Origin of the sequence: Lelliottia sp. WB101 (genome assembly GCF_003051885.1) — a bacterium.
Lineage (GTDB): Bacteria > Pseudomonadota > Gammaproteobacteria > Enterobacterales > Enterobacteriaceae > Enterobacter > Enterobacter nimipressuralis.
In genome coordinates, this window is sequence record NZ_CP028520.1 from 3,964,583 (window position 1) to 3,983,092 (window position 18,510).

The 18,510-nt window shown below is 55.6% G+C and carries 14 protein-coding genes and 2 pseudogenes; 10 read left to right on the plus strand and 6 right to left on the minus strand.

Annotation, left to right across the window (positions count from 1 at the left end; translation table 11 throughout):
- Positions 1-124: 124 nt before the first annotated feature.
- Positions 125-619: a leucine-responsive transcriptional regulator Lrp gene (gene lrp, locus DAI21_RS19270; RefSeq protein ID WP_000228473.1), complete on the minus strand. Its 495-nt coding sequence runs from the start codon at positions 617-619 to the stop codon at positions 125-127.
- Positions 620-1,169: 550 nt separating this feature from the next.
- Between lrp and trxB the strand changes: the two genes are divergently transcribed.
- From trxB to infA, 6 genes and pseudogenes are all read left to right on the plus strand, one after another.
- The gene (gene trxB, locus DAI21_RS19280; RefSeq protein ID WP_181827557.1) at positions 1,170-2,138 is read left to right on the plus strand and encodes a thioredoxin-disulfide reductase; all 969 of its coding nucleotides are present in this window, start codon (positions 1,170-1,172) and stop codon (positions 2,136-2,138) included.
- A 113-nt stretch (positions 2,139-2,251) separates the two neighbouring features.
- Entirely contained in the window at positions 2,252-4,018 is a 1,767-nt protein-coding gene (gene cydD, locus DAI21_RS19285) for a cysteine/glutathione ABC transporter permease/ATP-binding protein CydD (protein ID WP_107703944.1), read from the plus strand.
- Positions 4,018-5,739 carry a cysteine/glutathione ABC transporter ATP-binding protein/permease CydC gene (cydC, locus tag DAI21_RS19290; RefSeq protein WP_107703945.1) on the plus strand — a complete coding sequence of 574 codons (1,722 nt, stop codon included), beginning with the start codon at positions 4,018-4,020 and terminating at the stop codon, positions 5,737-5,739. Before cydD ends, cydC begins: the two co-directional genes overlap by 1 nt.
- Before the next feature lie 46 nt (positions 5,740-5,785).
- Positions 5,786-6,490 carry a leucyl/phenylalanyl-tRNA--protein transferase gene (aat, locus tag DAI21_RS19295; RefSeq protein WP_100777018.1) on the plus strand — a complete coding sequence of 235 codons (705 nt, stop codon included), beginning with the start codon at positions 5,786-5,788 and terminating at the stop codon, positions 6,488-6,490.
- 187 nt (positions 6,491-6,677) lie between these two features.
- Positions 6,678-6,851, plus strand: a pseudogene (locus DAI21_RS23530) (hypothetical protein); the annotation flags it as partial.
- A complete protein-coding gene (infA, locus tag DAI21_RS19300; RefSeq protein ID WP_002211347.1) occupies positions 6,779-6,997 on the plus strand; it encodes a translation initiation factor IF-1 in 219 nt (72 codons plus the stop codon). The pseudogene DAI21_RS23530 and the gene infA, both read left to right, overlap by 73 nt.
- A gap of 240 nt (positions 6,998-7,237) precedes the next feature.
- On the opposite strand, the gene clpA is transcribed toward infA, so the two are convergent.
- Positions 7,238-9,517 (minus strand): ATP-dependent Clp protease ATP-binding subunit ClpA, encoded by a 2,280-nt coding sequence (gene clpA / locus DAI21_RS19305; RefSeq protein WP_100777019.1) that lies wholly within the window; start codon positions 9,515-9,517, stop codon positions 7,238-7,240.
- A gap of 27 nt (positions 9,518-9,544) precedes the next feature.
- Positions 9,545-9,865, minus strand: a complete 321-nt coding sequence (gene clpS / locus DAI21_RS19310) for an ATP-dependent Clp protease adapter ClpS (protein WP_025912927.1) — start codon at positions 9,863-9,865, stop codon at positions 9,545-9,547.
- 320 nt (positions 9,866-10,185) lie between these two features.
- On the opposite strand from clpS, the gene cspD reads away from it, so the two are divergent.
- Entirely contained in the window at positions 10,186-10,407 is a 222-nt protein-coding gene (gene cspD / locus DAI21_RS19315; protein ID WP_100777020.1) for a cold shock-like protein CspD, read from the plus strand.
- Between the two features lie 104 nt (positions 10,408-10,511).
- On the opposite strand, the gene macB is transcribed toward cspD, so the two are convergent.
- On the minus strand, positions 10,512-12,452 hold the full coding sequence (macB, locus tag DAI21_RS19320) for a macrolide ABC transporter ATP-binding protein/permease MacB (RefSeq protein WP_107703946.1): 1,941 nt from the start codon (positions 12,450-12,452) through the stop codon (positions 10,512-10,514).
- Complete coding sequence (macA, locus tag DAI21_RS19325) at positions 12,449-13,564, minus strand: macrolide transporter subunit MacA (protein WP_100777022.1); 1,116 nt, start codon at positions 13,562-13,564, stop codon at positions 12,449-12,451. The genes macB and macA overlap by 4 nt, the downstream gene beginning before the upstream one ends.
- A gap of 160 nt (positions 13,565-13,724) precedes the next feature.
- Here macA and DAI21_RS19330 point away from each other — a divergent pair, with 160 nt between their 5' ends.
- A complete protein-coding gene (locus tag DAI21_RS19330; protein WP_107703947.1) occupies positions 13,725-14,681 on the plus strand; it encodes a VirK/YbjX family protein in 957 nt (318 codons plus the stop codon).
- Here the strand turns inward: DAI21_RS19330 and DAI21_RS19335 are convergent.
- A pseudogene (locus DAI21_RS19335) lies at positions 14,678-16,335 on the minus strand (ATP-dependent endonuclease). The gene DAI21_RS19330 and the pseudogene DAI21_RS19335 sit on opposite strands and share 4 nt — an antisense overlap.
- Positions 16,336-16,701: 366 nt before the next feature.
- On the opposite strand from DAI21_RS19335, the gene aqpZ reads away from it, so the two are divergent.
- Both aqpZ and DAI21_RS19345 read left to right on the plus strand, forming a co-directional pair.
- Positions 16,702-17,403 (plus strand): aquaporin Z, encoded by a 702-nt coding sequence (gene aqpZ, locus DAI21_RS19340; protein WP_255409590.1) that lies wholly within the window; start codon positions 16,702-16,704, stop codon positions 17,401-17,403.
- 172 nt (positions 17,404-17,575) lie between these two features.
- Positions 17,576-18,475, plus strand: a complete 900-nt coding sequence (locus tag DAI21_RS19345; RefSeq protein WP_100777026.1) for a lysine exporter LysO family protein — start codon at positions 17,576-17,578, stop codon at positions 18,473-18,475.
- Positions 18,476-18,510: the final 35 nt, after the last annotated feature.

The following is an 18,510-nucleotide window of genomic DNA, read 5'->3' on the forward strand; positions in this document are numbered from 1 at the left end:
CCAGGTACCAGGCATTTCCTGCCTGTTTGCTAAAACGGACAACAGCGCCGGGATACCCGGCACTGTTGCTGTATGGATTAACAGGAGTGTAATCAAATTACGCTGATTTTGCACCTGTTCCGTATTAGCGCGTCTTAATAACCAGACGATTGCTCTGTTTGACCTCTTCCATCACCACATAGGTGCGGGTGTCATTCACGCCAGGCAGTCGCAGCAGGGTTTCACCCAGCAGTTTACGATAGGCTGACATGTCCGGTACACGGGTCTTCAACAGGTAGTCGAAATCACCAGAAACCAGATGACATTCTTGAATTTCTTCAAGTTTTTGCACAGCGGTGTTAAATTGCTCAAACACATCCGGCGCGCCACGATTCAGAGTAATCTCAACAAATACCAGAAGTGAGGCATCCAGATAATGCGGGTTCAACAGAGCCGTATAGCCCTGAATAAAACCCTGTCTTTCCAGTCGGCGCACACGCTCAAGGCATGGCGTCGGAGAAAGTCCCACACGTTTTGAAAGCTCGACGTTGGAAATACGCCCATCCTTTTGCAATTCATTCAGAATGTTACGATCGATACGGTCGAGATCTTTGCCAGGGCGCTTCTTGCTATCTACCATTATTATTGTCTCTCTGTATTCCTTCCCTACTCCTGCCTGGACCCTGTGCACATCACTGTTCAGAGCCTGTACCCGTTGCTTATCACATCGCCTTTTATAGTTTGTACGCGATGCAGATTCGGGTTCTACGGTGAGAAGACCGTTGCCAGAAGGCTGTCACCGACATCACGCATGGCATCTGTCCACACCATGCGTAGATTTCACTGACCCGGTAAAAATGGCGTTTCCGTGCATGTCTATGCGACACAACGTTAGCGCGGCTTTTTTTCTTCCTTCAATGTTTTCGCAAAAGCGCAGGGGATTGTCAAAGCAAAACATCGTTTTTTAGTACAACATGCCAGTTATTCATTGCGACCGGGTATTAATCCTCATTCTGACGCCGTATAAACGACCGTTTTTCACCGATAGTGTGAAGTTATTACGCCCAAAAAGGCCGCCTCATCGTCCCCGGCTATTACACAAATCGTTTACAAAATTGCTGTGCTCTTTTTTTAAGGCAACAAATTCCCTACAATCCGAGCAAATGTCTGCCAACAACAATGGGGATCTCATGGGCACGGCTAAACACAGTAAGCTGCTAATCCTTGGTTCTGGACCTGCGGGCTACACCGCAGCGGTCTATGCTGCACGCGCTAACCTGCACCCGGTATTAATCACCGGCATGGAAAAAGGCGGTCAGTTGACCACCACAACTGAAGTGGAAAACTGGCCAGGCGATCCGAACGACCTGACCGGGCCGCTGCTGATGGAACGTATGCACGAACATGCCATCAAATTCGAAACCGAAATCCTGTTCGATCACATCAACAAGGTTGATCTGCAAAACCGTCCGTTCCGTCTGACGGGCGACAGCGGCGAGTACACCTGCGATGCGCTGATTATCGCAACCGGTGCGTCCGCGCGTTATCTCGGTCTGCCGTCCGAAGAGGCGTTCAAAGGCCGTGGCGTCTCTGCCTGTGCCACCTGCGACGGTTTCTTCTATCGTAACCAGAAAGTGGCGGTGATCGGCGGCGGTAACACCGCGGTTGAAGAAGCGCTTTATCTTGCAAACATTGCCTCTGAAGTGCATCTGATCCACCGTCGTGACACCTTCCGCGCGGAAAAAATCCTCATCAAACGCTTGATGGATAAAGTGGAGAGCGGCAACATCGTGCTGCACACCCACCGCACGCTGGAAGAAGTCACTGGCGATCAGATGGGCGTTGCCGGCCTGCGTCTGCGTGATACGCAAAACAGCGACAACATTGAGTCGCTGGAAGTGGCGGGTCTGTTTGTGGCTATCGGCCACAGCCCGAACACCGCTATCTTCGACGGTCAGCTGGAGCTTGAAAACGGCTACATCAAAGTGCAGTCTGGTATTCACGGCAACGCGACCCAGACCAGCATCCCAGGCGTCTTCGCCGCTGGCGACGTGATGGACCATATTTACCGTCAGGCAATCACCTCCGCAGGCACCGGCTGTATGGCTGCACTGGATGCGGAACGCTACCTGGATGGGCTGGCTGAATTAAGTAAATAATCTTTACAAGTCAGTAACAAACGTAAATAAAGGCGGCCACTGGTCGCCTTTATTTTTTCCCACGTGTAACATGCGGTTGTCTAATTTCTTATAACTCACCTGCAAAGCGCGTAATGGAAAAAACCCGTCAACAAGAGTTAACTCGCTGGCTTAAACAGCAAAGCGTTATTTCCCGCCGCTGGCTGACTATTTCCCGTCTTTTGGGTCTTATCAGCGGTTTGTTGATTGTTGCCCAGGCATGGCTGCTGGCCCGCATTCTTAACCATATGATTATGGAGAACATTCCGCGCGAGGCATTATTGATGCCGTTTGTCGTGCTGGTGCTGGTCTTTGTTCTTCGCGCCTGGGTGGTCTGGCTGCGCGAGCGTGTGGGCTTCCACGCCGGACAAAATATTCGCTACGAAATCCGCCGTAAGGTTCTGGATCGTCTCCAGGAAGCAGGCCCGGCCTGGATTCAGGGCAAACCAGCCGGTAGCTGGGCGACACTGATCCTTGAGCAGATCGACGATATGCACGACTATTACGCCCGCTATTTGCCCCAGATGGCGCTGGCAGTCTGTGTTCCGCTGCTGATCGTGCTCGCGATTTTCCCCTCTAACTGGGTGGCGGCGTTGATTCTGCTCGGCACCGCACCGCTGATCCCGATGTTCATGGCGATGGTCGGCATGGGCGCGGCAGATGCCAACCGCCGTAACTTCCTCGCGCTGGGTCGCCTGAGCGGACATTTCCTCGACCGCCTGCGCGGAATGGAGACGTTGCGCGTCTTTGGTCGTGGCGAAGCCGAAATCGATAATATCCGTCTCGCCTCACAGGACTTCCGTCAGCGCACCATGGAAGTGCTGCGTCTGGCGTTCCTCTCCTCCGGCGTGCTGGAGTTCTTCACCTCGCTGTCCATTGCGCTGGTCGCGGTTTACTTTGGGTTCTCCTACCTTGGCGCGCTGGATTTTGGCCACTACGGCACTGCGGTAACGCTGTCAGCTGGTTTCCTCGCCCTGATCCTGGCGCCTGAGTTCTTCCAGCCGCTGCGCGATCTGGGGACGTTTTATCACGCCAAAGCGCAGGCCGTGGGCGCAGCTGACAGTCTGAAAACCTTCCTTGAAACGCCGCTGGCACACCCGGAGCGCGGAGATATCACGCTCAACAGCAAAGAGCCAATCACCGTTCACGCCGAAGATTTTTCTATCCTGTCGCCGGAAGGCAAAGTATTGGCCGGGCCGCTCAACTTTACACTCTCGGCGGGCCAGCGCGTGGTGCTGGTTGGCATCAGCGGCTCGGGGAAAAGCTCGTTGCTGAATACGTTATCCGGCTTTATGGCGTATACCGGCTCGCTGCAGATCAACGGAACGGAACTGCGCTCGCTTGAGCCTGATGCCTGGCGTAGGCAACTAAGCTGGGTGGGACAAAACCCACAGCTGCCAGCCGCGACGCTTCGTGAAAACGTCCTGCTGGCCCGCCCCGACGCCCGGGAAGATGAGCTGCAATTGGTGCTCGACCGCGCCTGGGTCAGCGAGTTTCTGCCGCTGCTGCCAAACGGCGTCGACACTGTTGTCGGCGATCAGGCGGCAGGACTCTCCGTCGGCCAGGCCCAGCGTATCGCCGTGGCGCGCGCATTGCTGAATCCAAGCCAGTTAATGCTGCTCGACGAACCCGCCGCAAGCCTTGACGCCCACAGTGAACAGCGCGTCATGCAGGCGCTGAATGATGCCTCTCGCCAGCAAACAACGCTGATGGTCACGCACCAGCTCGAAGGTATTGCCGACTGGGATCAGATTTGGGTAATGGAAAACGGGCGTATTGTTGAACAAGGTGATTACGCCACGCTCGCCGCCGCGCAGGGGCCATTTGCCTCTCTGCTGGCTAATCGTCAGGAGGATATTTAATGCGCGCCCTGCTGCCGTACCTCGCATTGTATAAACGCCATAAATGGATGCTGACGCTGGGCATTGTGCTGGCTATCGTCACCCTGCTGGCCAGTATCGGATTATTAACACTCTCTGGCTGGTTCCTGTCGGCTTCTGCCGTCGCGGGCGTTGCCGGACTCTACAGTTTTAACTACATGCTGCCCGCTGCGGGCGTGCGCGGCACTGCGATTGCCCGTACCGCCGGGCGCTATTTTGAGCGTCTGGTCAGCCACGATGCCACCTTCCGCGTTCTGCAACACCTGCGTATTTTCACCTTCAGCAAACTTCTGCCCCTCTCCCCTGCCGGGCTGGCGCGTTTTCGTCAGGGCGAACTGCTGAACCGCGTGGTGGCCGATGTCGATACGCTGGATCATCTCTATCTGCGCGTGATCTCCCCGCTGGTTGGCGCGTTTGTGGTGATCGTGACCGTCACGCTGGGCCTTTGTGTGCTCGACGTGCCTATCGCCCTCACCCTGGGCGGCATTATGCTGCTCACGCTGCTCCTGCTGCCGCCGCTGTTTTATCGTGCGGGGAAATCCACGGGTGAAAATCTGACTCGTCTGCGCGGCGACTACCGCCAGCAGCTCACATCCTGGCTGCAAGGCCAGGCAGAACTGACGATTTTCGGCGCCAGCCGCCGCTACCGCGCTCAGATGGAAAGCACGGAGCTGAACTGGCACGAAGCCCAGCGCCGACAGTCCGAGCTGACGGCGCTGTCCCAGGCGGTGATGATGCTGATTGGCGGTGTTGCGGTGATCGCGATGCTGTGGATGGCATCAGGCGGCGTGGGCGGAAATACGCAGCCCGGCGCGCTGATCGCCCTGTTTGTCTTCTGTGCGCTGGCAGCGTTTGAAGCACTCGCGCCGGTAACGGGCGCGTTCCAGCACCTCGGCCAGGTGATTGCCTCGGCGGTACGCATTACTCAGATTACCGAACAGAAGCCGGAAGTGGCGTTCACCGCACAGCACGATGTGGCTCCTCAGTCCGTGGCGCTGCAGCTGAAAGACGTGACGTTTGCCTACGACGGGCAGGCGCAAAACGCGCTCGATGGCATCAGCCTGACAGTTCCGGCCGGCAAGCACGTTGCTGTGCTCGGCAGAACCGGCTGCGGTAAATCGACACTGCTGCAATTACTGACCCGCGCCTGGGACCCGAGTCGGGGCGAAATTCGCTTTAACGACACACAGCTTACGGAATTTAGCGAGCCCGCCCTGCGTAAGGCTGTCAGCGTAGTTCCGCAGCGCGTGCATCTGTTTAGCGCCACGCTGCGCGATAACCTGCTGCTGGCGTCGCCGCAAGCCTCTGACAGCGACTTAAGCGCCGTGCTGGAACAGGTCGGCCTGCAAAAACTGCTCGAGGATGACGGCTTAAACAGCTGGCTCGGAGAAGGAGGTCGTCAGCTATCAGGTGGAGAGTTACGTCGTCTGGCGGTAGCACGTGCTCTGTTGCATGACGCGCCGCTGATGCTCCTGGATGAACCGACGGAAGGTCTGGACGCCACAACCGAAAGCCAAATCCTTGATTTACTGGCGCAAGTCATGAAAAACAAAACCGTGCTGATGGTGACGCACCGCCTGCGCGGACTGGCGAATTTTGACCAAATAATTGTAATGGACAACGGGCAAATTATTGAGCAAGGTAGTCACGCAGAGCTGTTGGCGAAACAGAGTCGCTATTACCAGTTTAAACAACGTCTGTAGACTATATTTGAACCGATCCTAACTCGCGTATTGGAGTTTCGCAGTCATGCGCCTGGTCCAGCTTTCTCGTCATAATATTGCGTTCCCTTCGCCAGAGGGGGCGCTACGTGAACCCAATGGGCTACTGGCGCTTGGCGGTGATTTAAGCCCGGCGCGTCTGCTGATGGCCTACCAGCGCGGCATTTTTCCGTGGTTCTCACCCGGCGATCCGATTCTTTGGTGGTCGCCAGATCCTCGCGCAGTGCTGTTGCCCGCGCAGTTTCACCTGAGTCGCAGCATGAAACGCTTCCATGCGAAATCCCCGTATCGGGTGACGCTCAATCACGCGTTCGGGCAGGTGATCGAAGGGTGTGCCCGCGATCGTCATGAAGGCACCTGGATCACACACGATATTATCGACGCTTATCATCGCTTACACGAACTGGGCCACGCCCACTCCATCGAAGTGTGGGAAAACGAGGCGCTGGTTGGCGGCATGTACGGCGTGGCGCAGGGCACCTTGTTTTGCGGTGAGTCGATGTTCAGCCGCGCCATTAACGCCTCCAAAACGGCCCTGCTGGTCTTTTGCCAGGAGTTCTCTCTGCGCGGTGGTCAACTGGTGGATTGCCAGGTGCTGAACGAGCACACCGCCTCGCTGGGCGCCGTTGAAATATCACGCCGACATTATCTGGAACAGCTGGATGCCATGCGTTTGCAGAAGCTGCCACAGAACTTTTGGGTTCCCAGAACGCTCTTTATCTCTCAGGCATAAATGTTTTCCGCCCATTTCTGATGAGGAGTGTTATAATTGGTGCCGCAGAGTAGGTTCAGCCTGTTGCCCCGCCGCCGTTTGGGAATCCTTCGCACCAGATAACGTCCTTGCGTTTATCCTGTCGCCTCCCCTTTACGAATGCGCTTCTCGTACGGTTATACCGTGACGACTGGGCAATACGCCGAAACTGTTTTGTTGCGTTTTAAACGCGCAATTCTTTACTTAATTGATGAATTTCGGCATTATCTTGCCGGTTCAAAACTTGGTAGTGATACCCCAGAGGATTAGATGGCCAAAGAAGACAATATTGAAATGCAGGGTACCGTACTTGATACGTTACCTAACACCATGTTCCGCGTAGAACTGGAAAACGGTCACGTGGTAACCGCGCACATCTCCGGTAAAATGCGCAAGAACTACATCCGTATCCTGACGGGCGACAAAGTGACTGTTGAGCTGACCCCGTACGACCTGAGCAAAGGCCGCATTGTCTTCCGTAGTCGCTAATTGTTTTCGCCAGTAAAGGCGTAGAGAAATTTAAAAAGGTCGGGGAATCCCCGGCCTTTTTTATTTCCGCTATATACCGCGCCAGGCCGAAAATCTATTACCGTCAGAGACCTCACCACCGCCTGCGTTATATCCGAACCGGTCACATGCGACAGCCTGACGCGTTCAACATGCGGCACCCGTAAAAGACAGGCATAAAAAAACCGGGCTTTCACCCGGCTTTTATTTACGCGATATAACTCAGTGTGCCGCTTCTGGCTTATGCTTCTGCGCACTCTGGAAGTCGTACGTCAACTCCCCTTTCGCCTGATCCAGCGCCACGGTCACCTGACCCCCATCCACCAGCGAACCAAACAGCAGTTCGTTGGCCAGCGGTTTTTTCAGGTTGTCCTGAATGGCTCGCGCCATCGGACGTGCGCCCATCGCACGGTCGTAGCCTTTCTCGGCCAGCCAGTTGCGGGCCTCCTGGCTCACTTCCAACGATACGCCTTTCTGATCCAGCTGAACCTGCAGCTCGACGATGAACTTGTCCACCACCTGATGGATCACCTCGGTAGACAGGTGATCGAACCAGATAATGTTGTCCAGACGGTTACGGAACTCTGGCGTAAAGATCTTCTTGATCTCTTCCATCGCATCGGTGCTGTTATCCTGGTGGATCAGGCCGATCGATTTGCGTTCCGTTTCACGCACACCGGCATTGGTGGTCATCACCAGCACCACGTTGCGGAAGTCCGCTTTGCGCCCGTTATTATCGGTCAGCGTCCCGTTGTCCATCACCTGAAGCAGGATGTTGAACACGTCCGGGTGCGCTTTCTCGATCTCATCGAGCAGCAGAACCGCGTGCGGATGCTTGATCACCGCATCGGTGAGCAGGCCGCCCTGGTCAAAGCCCACGTATCCTGGAGGCGCACCAATCAAACGGCTGACAGTGTGGCGTTCCATATACTCGGACATATCAAAGCGCAGCAGCTCAATGCCCAGCGCTTTAGACAGCTGCACCGTTACCTCGGTTTTCCCGACACCGGTTGGACCGGCAAACAGGAAGGAGCCGACCGGTTTATGGTCGTGTCCCAGCCCGGCACGGGCCATCTTGATGGCTTCGGTTAAGGCCTCAATGGCTTTATCCTGGCCAAACACCAGCATTTTCAGGCGGTCGCCGAGATTTCTCAGGGTATCGCGGTCGCTCTGAGAGACACTCTTCTCAGGGATACGCGCGATGCGAGCTACGACGGATTCAATATCCGCCACATTAACGGTTTTCTTGCGCTTGCTGGCCGGCATCAGACGCGCACGCGCGCCCGCTTCGTCGATCACATCAATCGCTTTATCCGGCAGATGACGGTCGTTGATGTACTTCACCGCCAGCTCCACCGCCGCACGCACCGCTTTGGCGGTGTAACGCACGTCGTGGTGCGCTTCGTACTTCGGTTTCAGGCCGTTGATAATCTGCACCGTTTCCTCAACGGACGGCTCAGTAATATCAATTTTCTGGAAGCGGCGCGCCAGCGCACGGTCCTTCTCGAAGATATTGCTGAATTCCTGATAGGTGGTCGACCCCATCACGCGGATCTTGCCGCTCGAGAGCAGCGGTTTGATCAGGTTAGCCGCATCCACCTGGCCGCCAGACGCCGCACCTGCGCCGATGATGGTGTGAATTTCATCGATAAACAGGATGCTGCTGGTGTCTTGTTCCAGCTGTTTCAGCAAGGCTTTGAAGCGTTTTTCGAAATCACCGCGATATTTGGTGCCCGCCAGCAGAGAACCGATATCCAGCGAGTAGATGGTGCAATCGGCCATAACTTCCGGAACATCGCCCTGCACAATACGCCAGGCCAGCCCTTCAGCAATCGCGGTTTTACCCACGCCCGATTCCCCCACCAGCAGCGGGTTGTTCTTACGACGACGGCACAGGACCTGAATCGCACGTTCCAGCTCTTTATCGCGGCCAATCAGCGGGTCGATCCCACCGACGCGAGCAAGCTGGTTAAGATTGGTGGTGAAGTTTTCCATACGATCCTCCCCGCCTGCTTGCTCTTCATTATTATTGACCTGATTGCTGGAATCCGACGCCTGATTAGGCTCGTCTTTTCGCGTTCCGTGAGAGATAAAGTTCACCACGTCGAGTCGGCTGACTTCGTGTTTACGCAGCAGGTACGCAGCTTGCGACTCCTGCTCGCTAAAGATGGCAACCAGCACATTTGCGCCAGTCACTTCGCTACGGCCAGAGGACTGGACGTGGAACACCGCACGCTGCAGCACGCGCTGGAAGCTGAGCGTCGGCTGAGTGTCGCGCTCCTCTTCGCTGACGGGCAGCACCGGTGTCGTTTGTTCGATGAAGGCTTCGAGTTCCTGACGTAACGCCACCAGGTCCACGGAGCAGGCTTCCAGCGCTTCGCGGGCGGATGGGTTGCTGAGCAGTGCAAGCAGCAGGTGCTCAACGGTCATAAACTCATGACGGTGCTCACGCGCTCTGGCGAAAGCCATGTTTAAACTGAGTTCCAGTTCTTGATTGAGCATAGGCACCTCCCCCAATTTTATGCCTTTTCAGGCTTTTTCCAGCGTACACAGCAACGGATGCTCGTTCTCCCTTGCATACTCGTTCACCATCGCCACTTTGGTTTCGGCTACTTCGGCAGTAAAAATGCCGCAGATGGCTTTGCCGCGATAGTGAACGGTGAGCATCAATTGCGTTGCACGTTCAACATCATAAGAAAAGAACTTTTGTAGCACGTCAATAACAAATTCCATCGGCGTGTAATCATCGTTCATTAACATAACTTTATACATAGATGGCGGTTTTAGCGCGTCGCGCACTTTGTCTTCCGCCAGCTGGTCAAAATCCAGCCAGTCGTTCGTCTTACCCATTGTCAGTCGTCATCATCGGTTACGGTTTCCGGCAGAACATTTTTCGCTGACAGGCATTGATACATATTCTGAATCTACCTCAGATATCAGATAACAAACATCTATTACTGCCATCCGCGATGTCTGTCACATTCCCGTCAATAGCGTTAACTGCTTCAAATTTTGGTTGATTATTGTCCCAACTCCAGCGCCTGACACTTGACGATAAGGCTGGTTTATCTAAATTGTACAAGCGTGAGTTGGCGAGGTTTTGAACAGCCCCCACTCCACCACCGGTTCATTCCATCTTACTTAATAAGATATACGAAGGATGTCGAAGCATGGAAATGGGTACTGTTAAGTGGTTCAACAACGCCAAAGGGTTCGGGTTCATCTGCCCTGAAGGCGGCGGCGAAGATATCTTCGCTCACTATTCCACCATTCAGATGGATGGATACAGAACACTAAAAGCCGGACAGTCGGTTCGGTTTGATGTTCATCAGGGGCCAAAAGGCAATCATGCCAGTGTCATTGTGCCCATTGAAGCAGAAGCTGTCGCTTAGCCCTCTGATTCATTGTGTACATCCTGTCGGCAAAATGCCAGCCCGATCGGCTGGCATTTTTATTTCCAGCACCGGTCGCGCGACGGCGCGTAACCCGGTAAAACTCACTCGCGAGCCAACGCATCCACCGGATCGAGCCGCGCCGCATTGCGCGCCGGCAACCAGCCAAACAGCACGCCCGTCGCCGTCGAACATAAAAATGCCGTCAGCAGCGCAAAGGGTGAGAAACCGATCTCCCAGCCCGGTAAAAACAGCTGCAACGTAAAGGCGATCAGCATCGAAAGCGTGATACCAAAGGCACCGCCCACCAGACAAACCAGCACCGCTTCAATCAAAAACTGTTGCAGCACATCGCTTGCCCGCGCGCCAACCGCCATGCGAATGCCAATCTCGCGCGTGCGTTCCGTCACTGACACTAGCATGATATTCATCACCCCGATCCCACCGACGACCAGCGAAATCACCGCCACCAGCGTCAGGAACATCTGAAGAGTACGTGTGGTCTTTTCCGCCGTTTTCAAGACGCCGTCCATATTCCAGGTGAAGAAATCTTTCTTCCCGTGGCGCAGGGTGAGCAGTCGTTCGATCTGCTGTTCGGCCTGAGTGCTGTCGTAACCCTCTTTCACCCGCACGGTGATGGAGTTAAGCCACGACTGCCCCATGATACGCCCGGAAATGGTGGTGTACGGCAGCCAGACGCGCAGTATTTTACTGCTGCCAAACATCGACTGCTTCTCTTCCGCCACGCCAATCACCGTCGCGGGCATGTTGCCGACCAGAATCACTTCACCGACGACGTTGGTTTTATTCGGGAACAGCTGACGACGCGAGTTATCGTCCAGCACCACCACCTGCGCGCGACCTGCAAGCTGCTCGGCGTTAAAGGTTGCGCCCTGGCTGAAGGTCATCCCGTAGACGTTAAAATAGTCACCGCTCACGCCGTTGGCGCTGGCCGCTACGTCAATATTGCCATAGCGCAGACGCAGGTTTTGCGATACCGCTGGGGTGGCCGAGTTCACCCACGGCTGTTTTTGCAGCGCCACCAGATCGTCATACTTCAGCGCCTGCTGGTTTTGCGGTTCATCGTCACCAAAATCTTTACCCGGATAGACATCGATGGTGTTGGTCCCGATGGCGCGGATATCCGCCAGCACCAGCTGTTTCGCCGCATCCCCCACCACCACAATCGACACCACCGACGCAATGCCGATGATGATGCCGAGCATGGTCAGCAATGTGCGCATTTTGTTCGCCACCATCGCCAGCCAGGCCATGGTTAACGCCTCGCGGAATCCGCTGATAAACTGCCCCCAGCCCGTCGGCGGCGGCAGGATTGTTTTCTGCACACCGACGTGATTTTTCTTCGCCGGCGGGTTGCTTATCAGCTCACCGTCGTGAATTTCAATGATTCTCTCCGCCTGCGCCGCCACCTGCGGATCGTGGGTGACGATAATCACCGTATGCCCCTGATCGCGCAGCTGATGCAGGATCGCCATCACCTCTTCCCCGGAATGGCTGTCCAGCGCGCCCGTCGGTTCATCGGCCAGAATCACCTGCCCGCCGTTCATCAGCGCGCGGGCAATACTCACGCGCTGCTGCTGGCCGCCAGAGAGCTGCGACGGCTGATAATCCACACGTTCGGCCAGACCCAGACGCGTCAGCAGCGCATGGGCGCGCTCAAGGCGCTTCTTGCGTTCCACACCGGCATACACCGCCGGGACTTCCACGTTTTGCGCCGCCGTCAGATGCGAAAGCAGATGGTAGCGCTGGAAAATAAAGCCGAAGTGTTCACGACGCAGTTTGGCCAGCGCATCGCTGTCGAGGGTGGAAATATCCGTCCCCGCCACACGATAGGTGCCGCTGGTTGGTTTATCCAGGCAGCCGAGAATGTTCATCAGGGTGGATTTTCCGGAGCCGGACGCCCCGACGATCGCCACCATCTCCCCGGCTTCAACGCGCAGGGTGATACCCTTCAGCACCTCCACCGCTCCCTCTCCGGAAGGATAGCTGCGGCGGATATCGTTCAGTTCAAGCAATGCCGTCATTTCGCGGCCCCGGACTGGCTTTCACCCGTCACCACTTCGTCGCCCTCTTCGAGTCCTTTGACGATCACGACGTCCGTATCATTACGCTCGCCAATCTCCACCTCGCGCTCGCGGGTTTCGCCGTTACGCAGCACTTTCACTTTATAGCGATTGTTGCCTGCCGGTTCGCCCAGCGCCGCCAGCGGGACGGTCAGCACATCTTTCACGCCCGTCAGCTGAATATGCACCTGCGCGGTCATATCCAGACGCAGCACGCCTTTTGGGTTTGGCACTTCAAAGCGGGCATAGTAGAAAATCGCGTCATTGACCTTCTCCGGCGTCGGCAGAATATCCTTCAGCACGCCCTCATAGCGGGTATTTGGATCGCCCAGCACCGTGAACCAGGCTTTCTGGCCGGGCTTAAGATGGATAACGTCGGCTTCGGAAACCTGCGCTTTTACCAGCATGGTCCCCATATCCGCCAGCGTCAGGATGTTCGGCGCCTGCTGAGCGGCGATAACCGTCTGGCCCTGCAGGGTGGTGATTTGCGTCACTTCCCCGGCCATCGGTGCCACGATACGGGTGTAGTCGAGGTTAGTTTTGGCCGTATCCAGGGAGGCCTGGTTACGTTTGATTTGCGCGTCAATGGTGCCAATCTGCGCCTGTTTTACCGCCAGTTCCGTCGTCGCGGTATCCAGATCCTGACGGGAAACGGCCTGCGTTTTTGCCAGCGCCTGCTGACGTCCAAGCGTCACCTGTGCCAGCTTGCGCTCGGCTTCGGCCTGGCTGCGCTGGGCGCGTAATTCCATAAGCGTGGCTTCTACTTCGCGGATCTGGTTTTCTGCCTGCTCAGGATCGATCACCCCCAGCAGCTGACCTTTTTTCACTTTGTCGCCAATCTCAACCGACAGCGTTTTAAGCTGACCGCTGACCTGCGCGCCGACGTCGACTTTTCGCAGAGCATCCAGCTTACCGGTTGCCAGCACGCTTTGTTGCAGCTCGCCCGGCCGCACAATCAGCGTCTGGTACTGCGGCACAGGTGCGTTGAGGACCTGCCATAGCCAGTATCCGCCCACCAGCACGACGACGGCCAACAGTAAAAACAGCTTCCTGCGTTTTCCCTTGAGATTCATAAATATTCCAAATAAATGTTCTGGCAATTATAAATGTCGATTCTATCTAAACTGTTCCTCAACGAAACCCCCGTTTTTTTATCTCTCACCTCATTTGTTGACGAGATGTTGATTAAATGGCTGCTGAAATAGAGATCTCATCCAGAAGCCAGGAATAATCATGTCTTCCATCGCCGATCTACCTTCTTCACAGCCGTCGCAGCCAAAATCAGGATGGCAGCTTTTCCAGAGCCTTGCATCAGGCGAATTAACACCGGGGCTTGCGTGGCAGAACCCCTCCTATCGGCGTAAATTCATGCTTCGTTCGCTGGCGGCACCGTTCAGCACTGCGCGCCTGCTGGCAAGCCTGGCAAAACAACCGCGTTTAATGCAAATGTTGAAAGTGCAGCCAGGACTGCCGTGCCGTCTGCACCGCCCATGGCTCTCTGTAGACATGAGTCGTCAGCGCGCGCTCGAGGCGCTGAACTGGCACTACCAGACCATGAGCAAAACCCTTCCGGCAACGCTGATGAACGGGTATTTATCCAAACAAGGTGTCACCCTGTTAACGCTGACCGGCAAAGACGAACGCCAGTTTACGATCCGCCTGTGTGCCGATGCGTTCCTCGATAAAGAGGGCGAAGCAACGCTGGCCTTCTGCGATCACCAGAATACGGTGCTTGCCGAGATGACCTTCACCCTGTGTCAGCTCGACGGGAAAACCACCCTGTTTATCGGCGGCCTGCAAGGAGCAAAAGCCTTTGTGCCTCACGAGCTGATCCAGGGTGCAACCAAAGCCTGTCATGGCCTGTTCCCGAAACGTCTGCTGGTGGAAGCCGCCATGACGCTGGGCACCGCGTTCCCGGTGGAGCAGATTTTGGCCGTTAGCAACGCCACGCATATCTATCGCAGCTGGCGCTATCGTAAGAAAAAAGAGGGCAAGCTTCTGGCGGATTACGACAGTTTCTGGCGCTCAATGAGTGGCGAACCGCTGGCGAGCGGTCACTTCCAGCTACCGCTCGAGATGGCGCGCAAACCGATGGAAGAGATCGCGAGCAAAAAACGCTCTGAATACCGTCGCCGCTATGAACTGCTGGATAGCCTGATCGAGCAGATCAATCGGGCAACCCGCCGCTAGTCAGCTTTCCCGCGTGCCAGCCACAGCACGCGGGAGAACATTTTACGCAGTAATGTCGGCACCGCCTCGACCCCTCTCCGTCCTGCTTCCGCTGACACTTCAATAGCCAGATCCGGCTTCGATGAGCGATGTATCGCTTTGGCGATCACCCGCCGCATATTCATCGGCACGCCCGGGGGATCATGGCTACGCGGTGAAACACATCGTCAAACCCCTGACGATACATAAAGTGTTCCATATCCATCGCCGGTAATTCCGTGAGGTGCTCCCGCTCCTCTTCCCGGTTGTTGTTCAGCAAACCGCGTACGGTACTGGCATACTTTTTCCCGGCCTCATCGCCATCCACCAGCACATGCCATTCGATCCCCATCCGGCGGGCAAATTTGATCAGCGGTTTTAATCCCGACTGGGCAAACTCAATGACTTTGATCCCTTCGGCGTCGAAATGGTGTCCACACTGACGCGCCAGTTCGTTGATCACCCAGGTCTCCGTTTCCCCCTCAACCAATAGCCAGCAGCGGGCAAACAGCGACGACGCACGGTTAAAGCGGATATGAAACGCGATACGGCGGCCATCTTCCGGGCTTAATCCCCCCGGCCCCAAGCGAAACGCGGTGACGCGCGAGGATTCACGCACCAGACGGCAGACATGCTCCACCGGCGTCAGAGAGAGCAATTCCCCGGAGTTAGTGGTCGTGATACGCTGAAGGGGCAGCAGATTCAGGAGATGCCAGGCGACCGACAGCATGATCGGATGCAGCCGCGTTTCCGGATCTTCCACCAGCAATAAAGGACGCGCGTCGCGGTCCAGCCGCACCGACCCTTTCGCCTGCAGCAGCGTGGAGAACAGCCCCAGCAGAATCACCCGATGCGCGCGCCCACCGGGTTTGTCGATCATACGGTTGATGATATCCAGATAGCGCCAGCTGCGCTGCTCATCGTGAGAACGCCTGCGCATCAGCCGGTGGCGGGTTTGTGTCGTGCCCTGTTCGGAAAAGTAGTGTTCCAGCAACTGCACCATCGCCGACAGCCCCTGGCGAATCTGCCCGTCCGTGAGATTTTGCGGACGCGCCACCAGCTCGCGCGCCAGAAAATCCAGCTCGCGGGCGGTGACTTCAACGTCGGGCAAATTAGGCACCGAGCCGTTACGGATCCGGCGCATAAAGCGAGCATCCCGCAGGCGCAGCACCGGCATCAGGCGCACCAGATGGGCGGCCTGAGCGTCAATATCCTCCAGCGGAATAGGCTGCCCACGGGCATCCATAAACCCGCGCAGGGTCATCACACTCTCATCTTCCGCCAGCTCGCCTTCCAGGCGATAAAAGATACGCTGATAGCCATCATCGGAGGGCGTCCAGCAAGGAGAGAGTGGCCGGTAGCGGCGAACGCGATGGCGACCGGGCTCCAGCTCGCGAAAGGTCAAAACGATATGCAGATGGTGCTCGCGCCCCTGAATATCCCCCGGCGGAAACCAAAAGTCCTCCCGAACGAAGCTGTAAAGGTCTGCCTCCGGCGAAAGCAGCAGGGTCAACGCATCCAGAAGGCTGGATTTACCCCAGGCGTTTTCACCGATCAGCACGTTGTTCTGTTCCAGCATTAACGATAAACGGTTAATGCCGCGAAACCCGACGATCTCCACACGTTCGAGAAACATAATGCCCCCTGAAATGCTCACTTTTTCCTTCAAGTTATCAGCAGTATAGCGGCAGGCGGTGTGACAGGACACATTAAGATCGACGGATTATTTCAGGACGGAGCCTAAAATTCAGAATTTACACCACGACTTTCGTTTGAAACATATTTTCCGGCATAAGATACTTCGCATTCCGAATTGGACTATGCTTTAAATCCATACAGTCCGAACAAGGATTAACATCACATTGCCATAAATCAAATTAAACAGATTTATTTAACTGGCGAAGGGGTGTTGTTGGTTTTTAAAATAATGGCTCTTTGAGTCGTCATCCCTTTTAGGCGATTTAGTAGCCCGCGCGCAGGACCGCGTGCGGAAATTAACGAGGTGGTTATGTTTAGAAAATTAGCGGCAGAATGCTTTGGTACATTCTGGCTGGTGTTTGGTGGTTGCGGTAGCGCCGTTCTGGCTGCGGCATTCCCGGAATTAGGTATTGGTTTTGCGGGCGTGGCATTAGCCTTTGGCTTAACCGTATTAACGATGGCATTTGCTGTCGGCCATATTTCCGGCGGGCATTTTAACCCGGCTGTGACATTAGGCCTGTGGGCTGGCGGTCGTTTTCCGGCGAAAGACGTGATTGGCTATATTGTGGCGCAGGTGGTTGGCGGCATTATTGCGGCAGCGGTCCTGTACGTTGTGGCCAGCGGTAAAGCGGGCTTCGACGCGGCGACAAGCGGTTTTGCTTCTAACGGCTATGGCGAACATTCTCCGGGCGGCTTCTCTATGCTGTCTGCGATTGTTATTGAAATCGTCCTGACTGCGGGCTTCCTGCTGGTAATCCACGGTGCCACTGACAAACACGCACCCGCCGGTTTTGCCCCTATTGCTATCGGCCTCGCGCTGACCCTGATTCACCTGATCAGCATTCCGGTAACGAACACCTCCGTGAACCCTGCGCGCAGCACCGCAGTGGCGATCTTCCAGGGTGGCTGGGCGCTGCAGCAGCTGTGGCTGTTCTGGGTAATGCCGATTGTCGGCGGTATCCTGGGCGGGCTGCTGTATCGTACGCTGCTGGAAAAACGCGACTGAGTGTACGGCTGTGATGCCGGGTGGCACGTCGCGAACCCGGCTAACAGGTGCAGTCATCCAGGCCGGGTAAGGCGTCGCCGCCGCCCGGCCTTTATTTTGCACTTTGACTGGCAGACCGGAATTGGGTAGTGTCACTGGCGCTATTCAGACACACAAAAGGACCCGGCTGTTCATGTTTTCAGGACTCTTAATCATTCTGCTGCCGCTGGTAGTGGGCTATCTTATTCCCCTCCATCATGAGTCGGCATTAAAACTCATTAATCGCTTTCTCAGCTGGATTGTCTACGTCATCCTGTTTTTTATGGGAATAAGCCTCGCATTCCTGGATAACCTGGCCGCTAATTTACTCTCTATTCTCCATTATTCTGTTGTTACTATTGTGGTGATTCTGCTGTGTAATATTGTGGCGCTATTTTGGCTTGAGCGCGCATTGCCATGGAAAAACCATCATCAACAGGAAAAATTACCCTCACGAATTGCCATGGCGCTGGAGTCATTAAAACTGTGCGGCGTGGTCGTGCTCGGCTTTTTGCTTGGCCTGACCGGTTTAGCGTTTTTACAACACGCCACCGAAGCCAGCGAATATACCCTGATCTTCCTGTTATTCCTGATCGGTATTCAATTACGCAATAACGGCATGACGCTGAAACAGATTGTACTCAATCGACGCGGAATGATTATCGCGGTGGTCGTGGTGGGCAGTTCGCTGATTGGTGGTGTGATTAACGCGTTTATTCTCGACCTGCCGCTGAAAACCGGGCTGGCGATGGCCTCCGGTTTTGGCTGGTACTCCCTGTCAGGGATTTTAATGACCGAATCCTTTGGCCCGGTGATTGGCAGCGCGTCATTCTTTAACGATCTGGGCCGCGAGCTGATCGCCATTATGCTCATTCCGGGGCTGGTGCGTAAAAGCCGCTCCACAGCGGTTGGCCTGTGCGGTGCGACGTCGATGGACTTTACCCTGCCCGTTCTGCAGCGTTCCGGCGGGCTGGAGCTGGTTCCTGCCGCCATCGTTCATGGCTTTATTTTGAGCCTGCTGGTGCCGATTCTGATGGCGCTGTTCACCGCATAATACCTCTCTGGCGGTAGGCTTCTGCCGCCAAAATT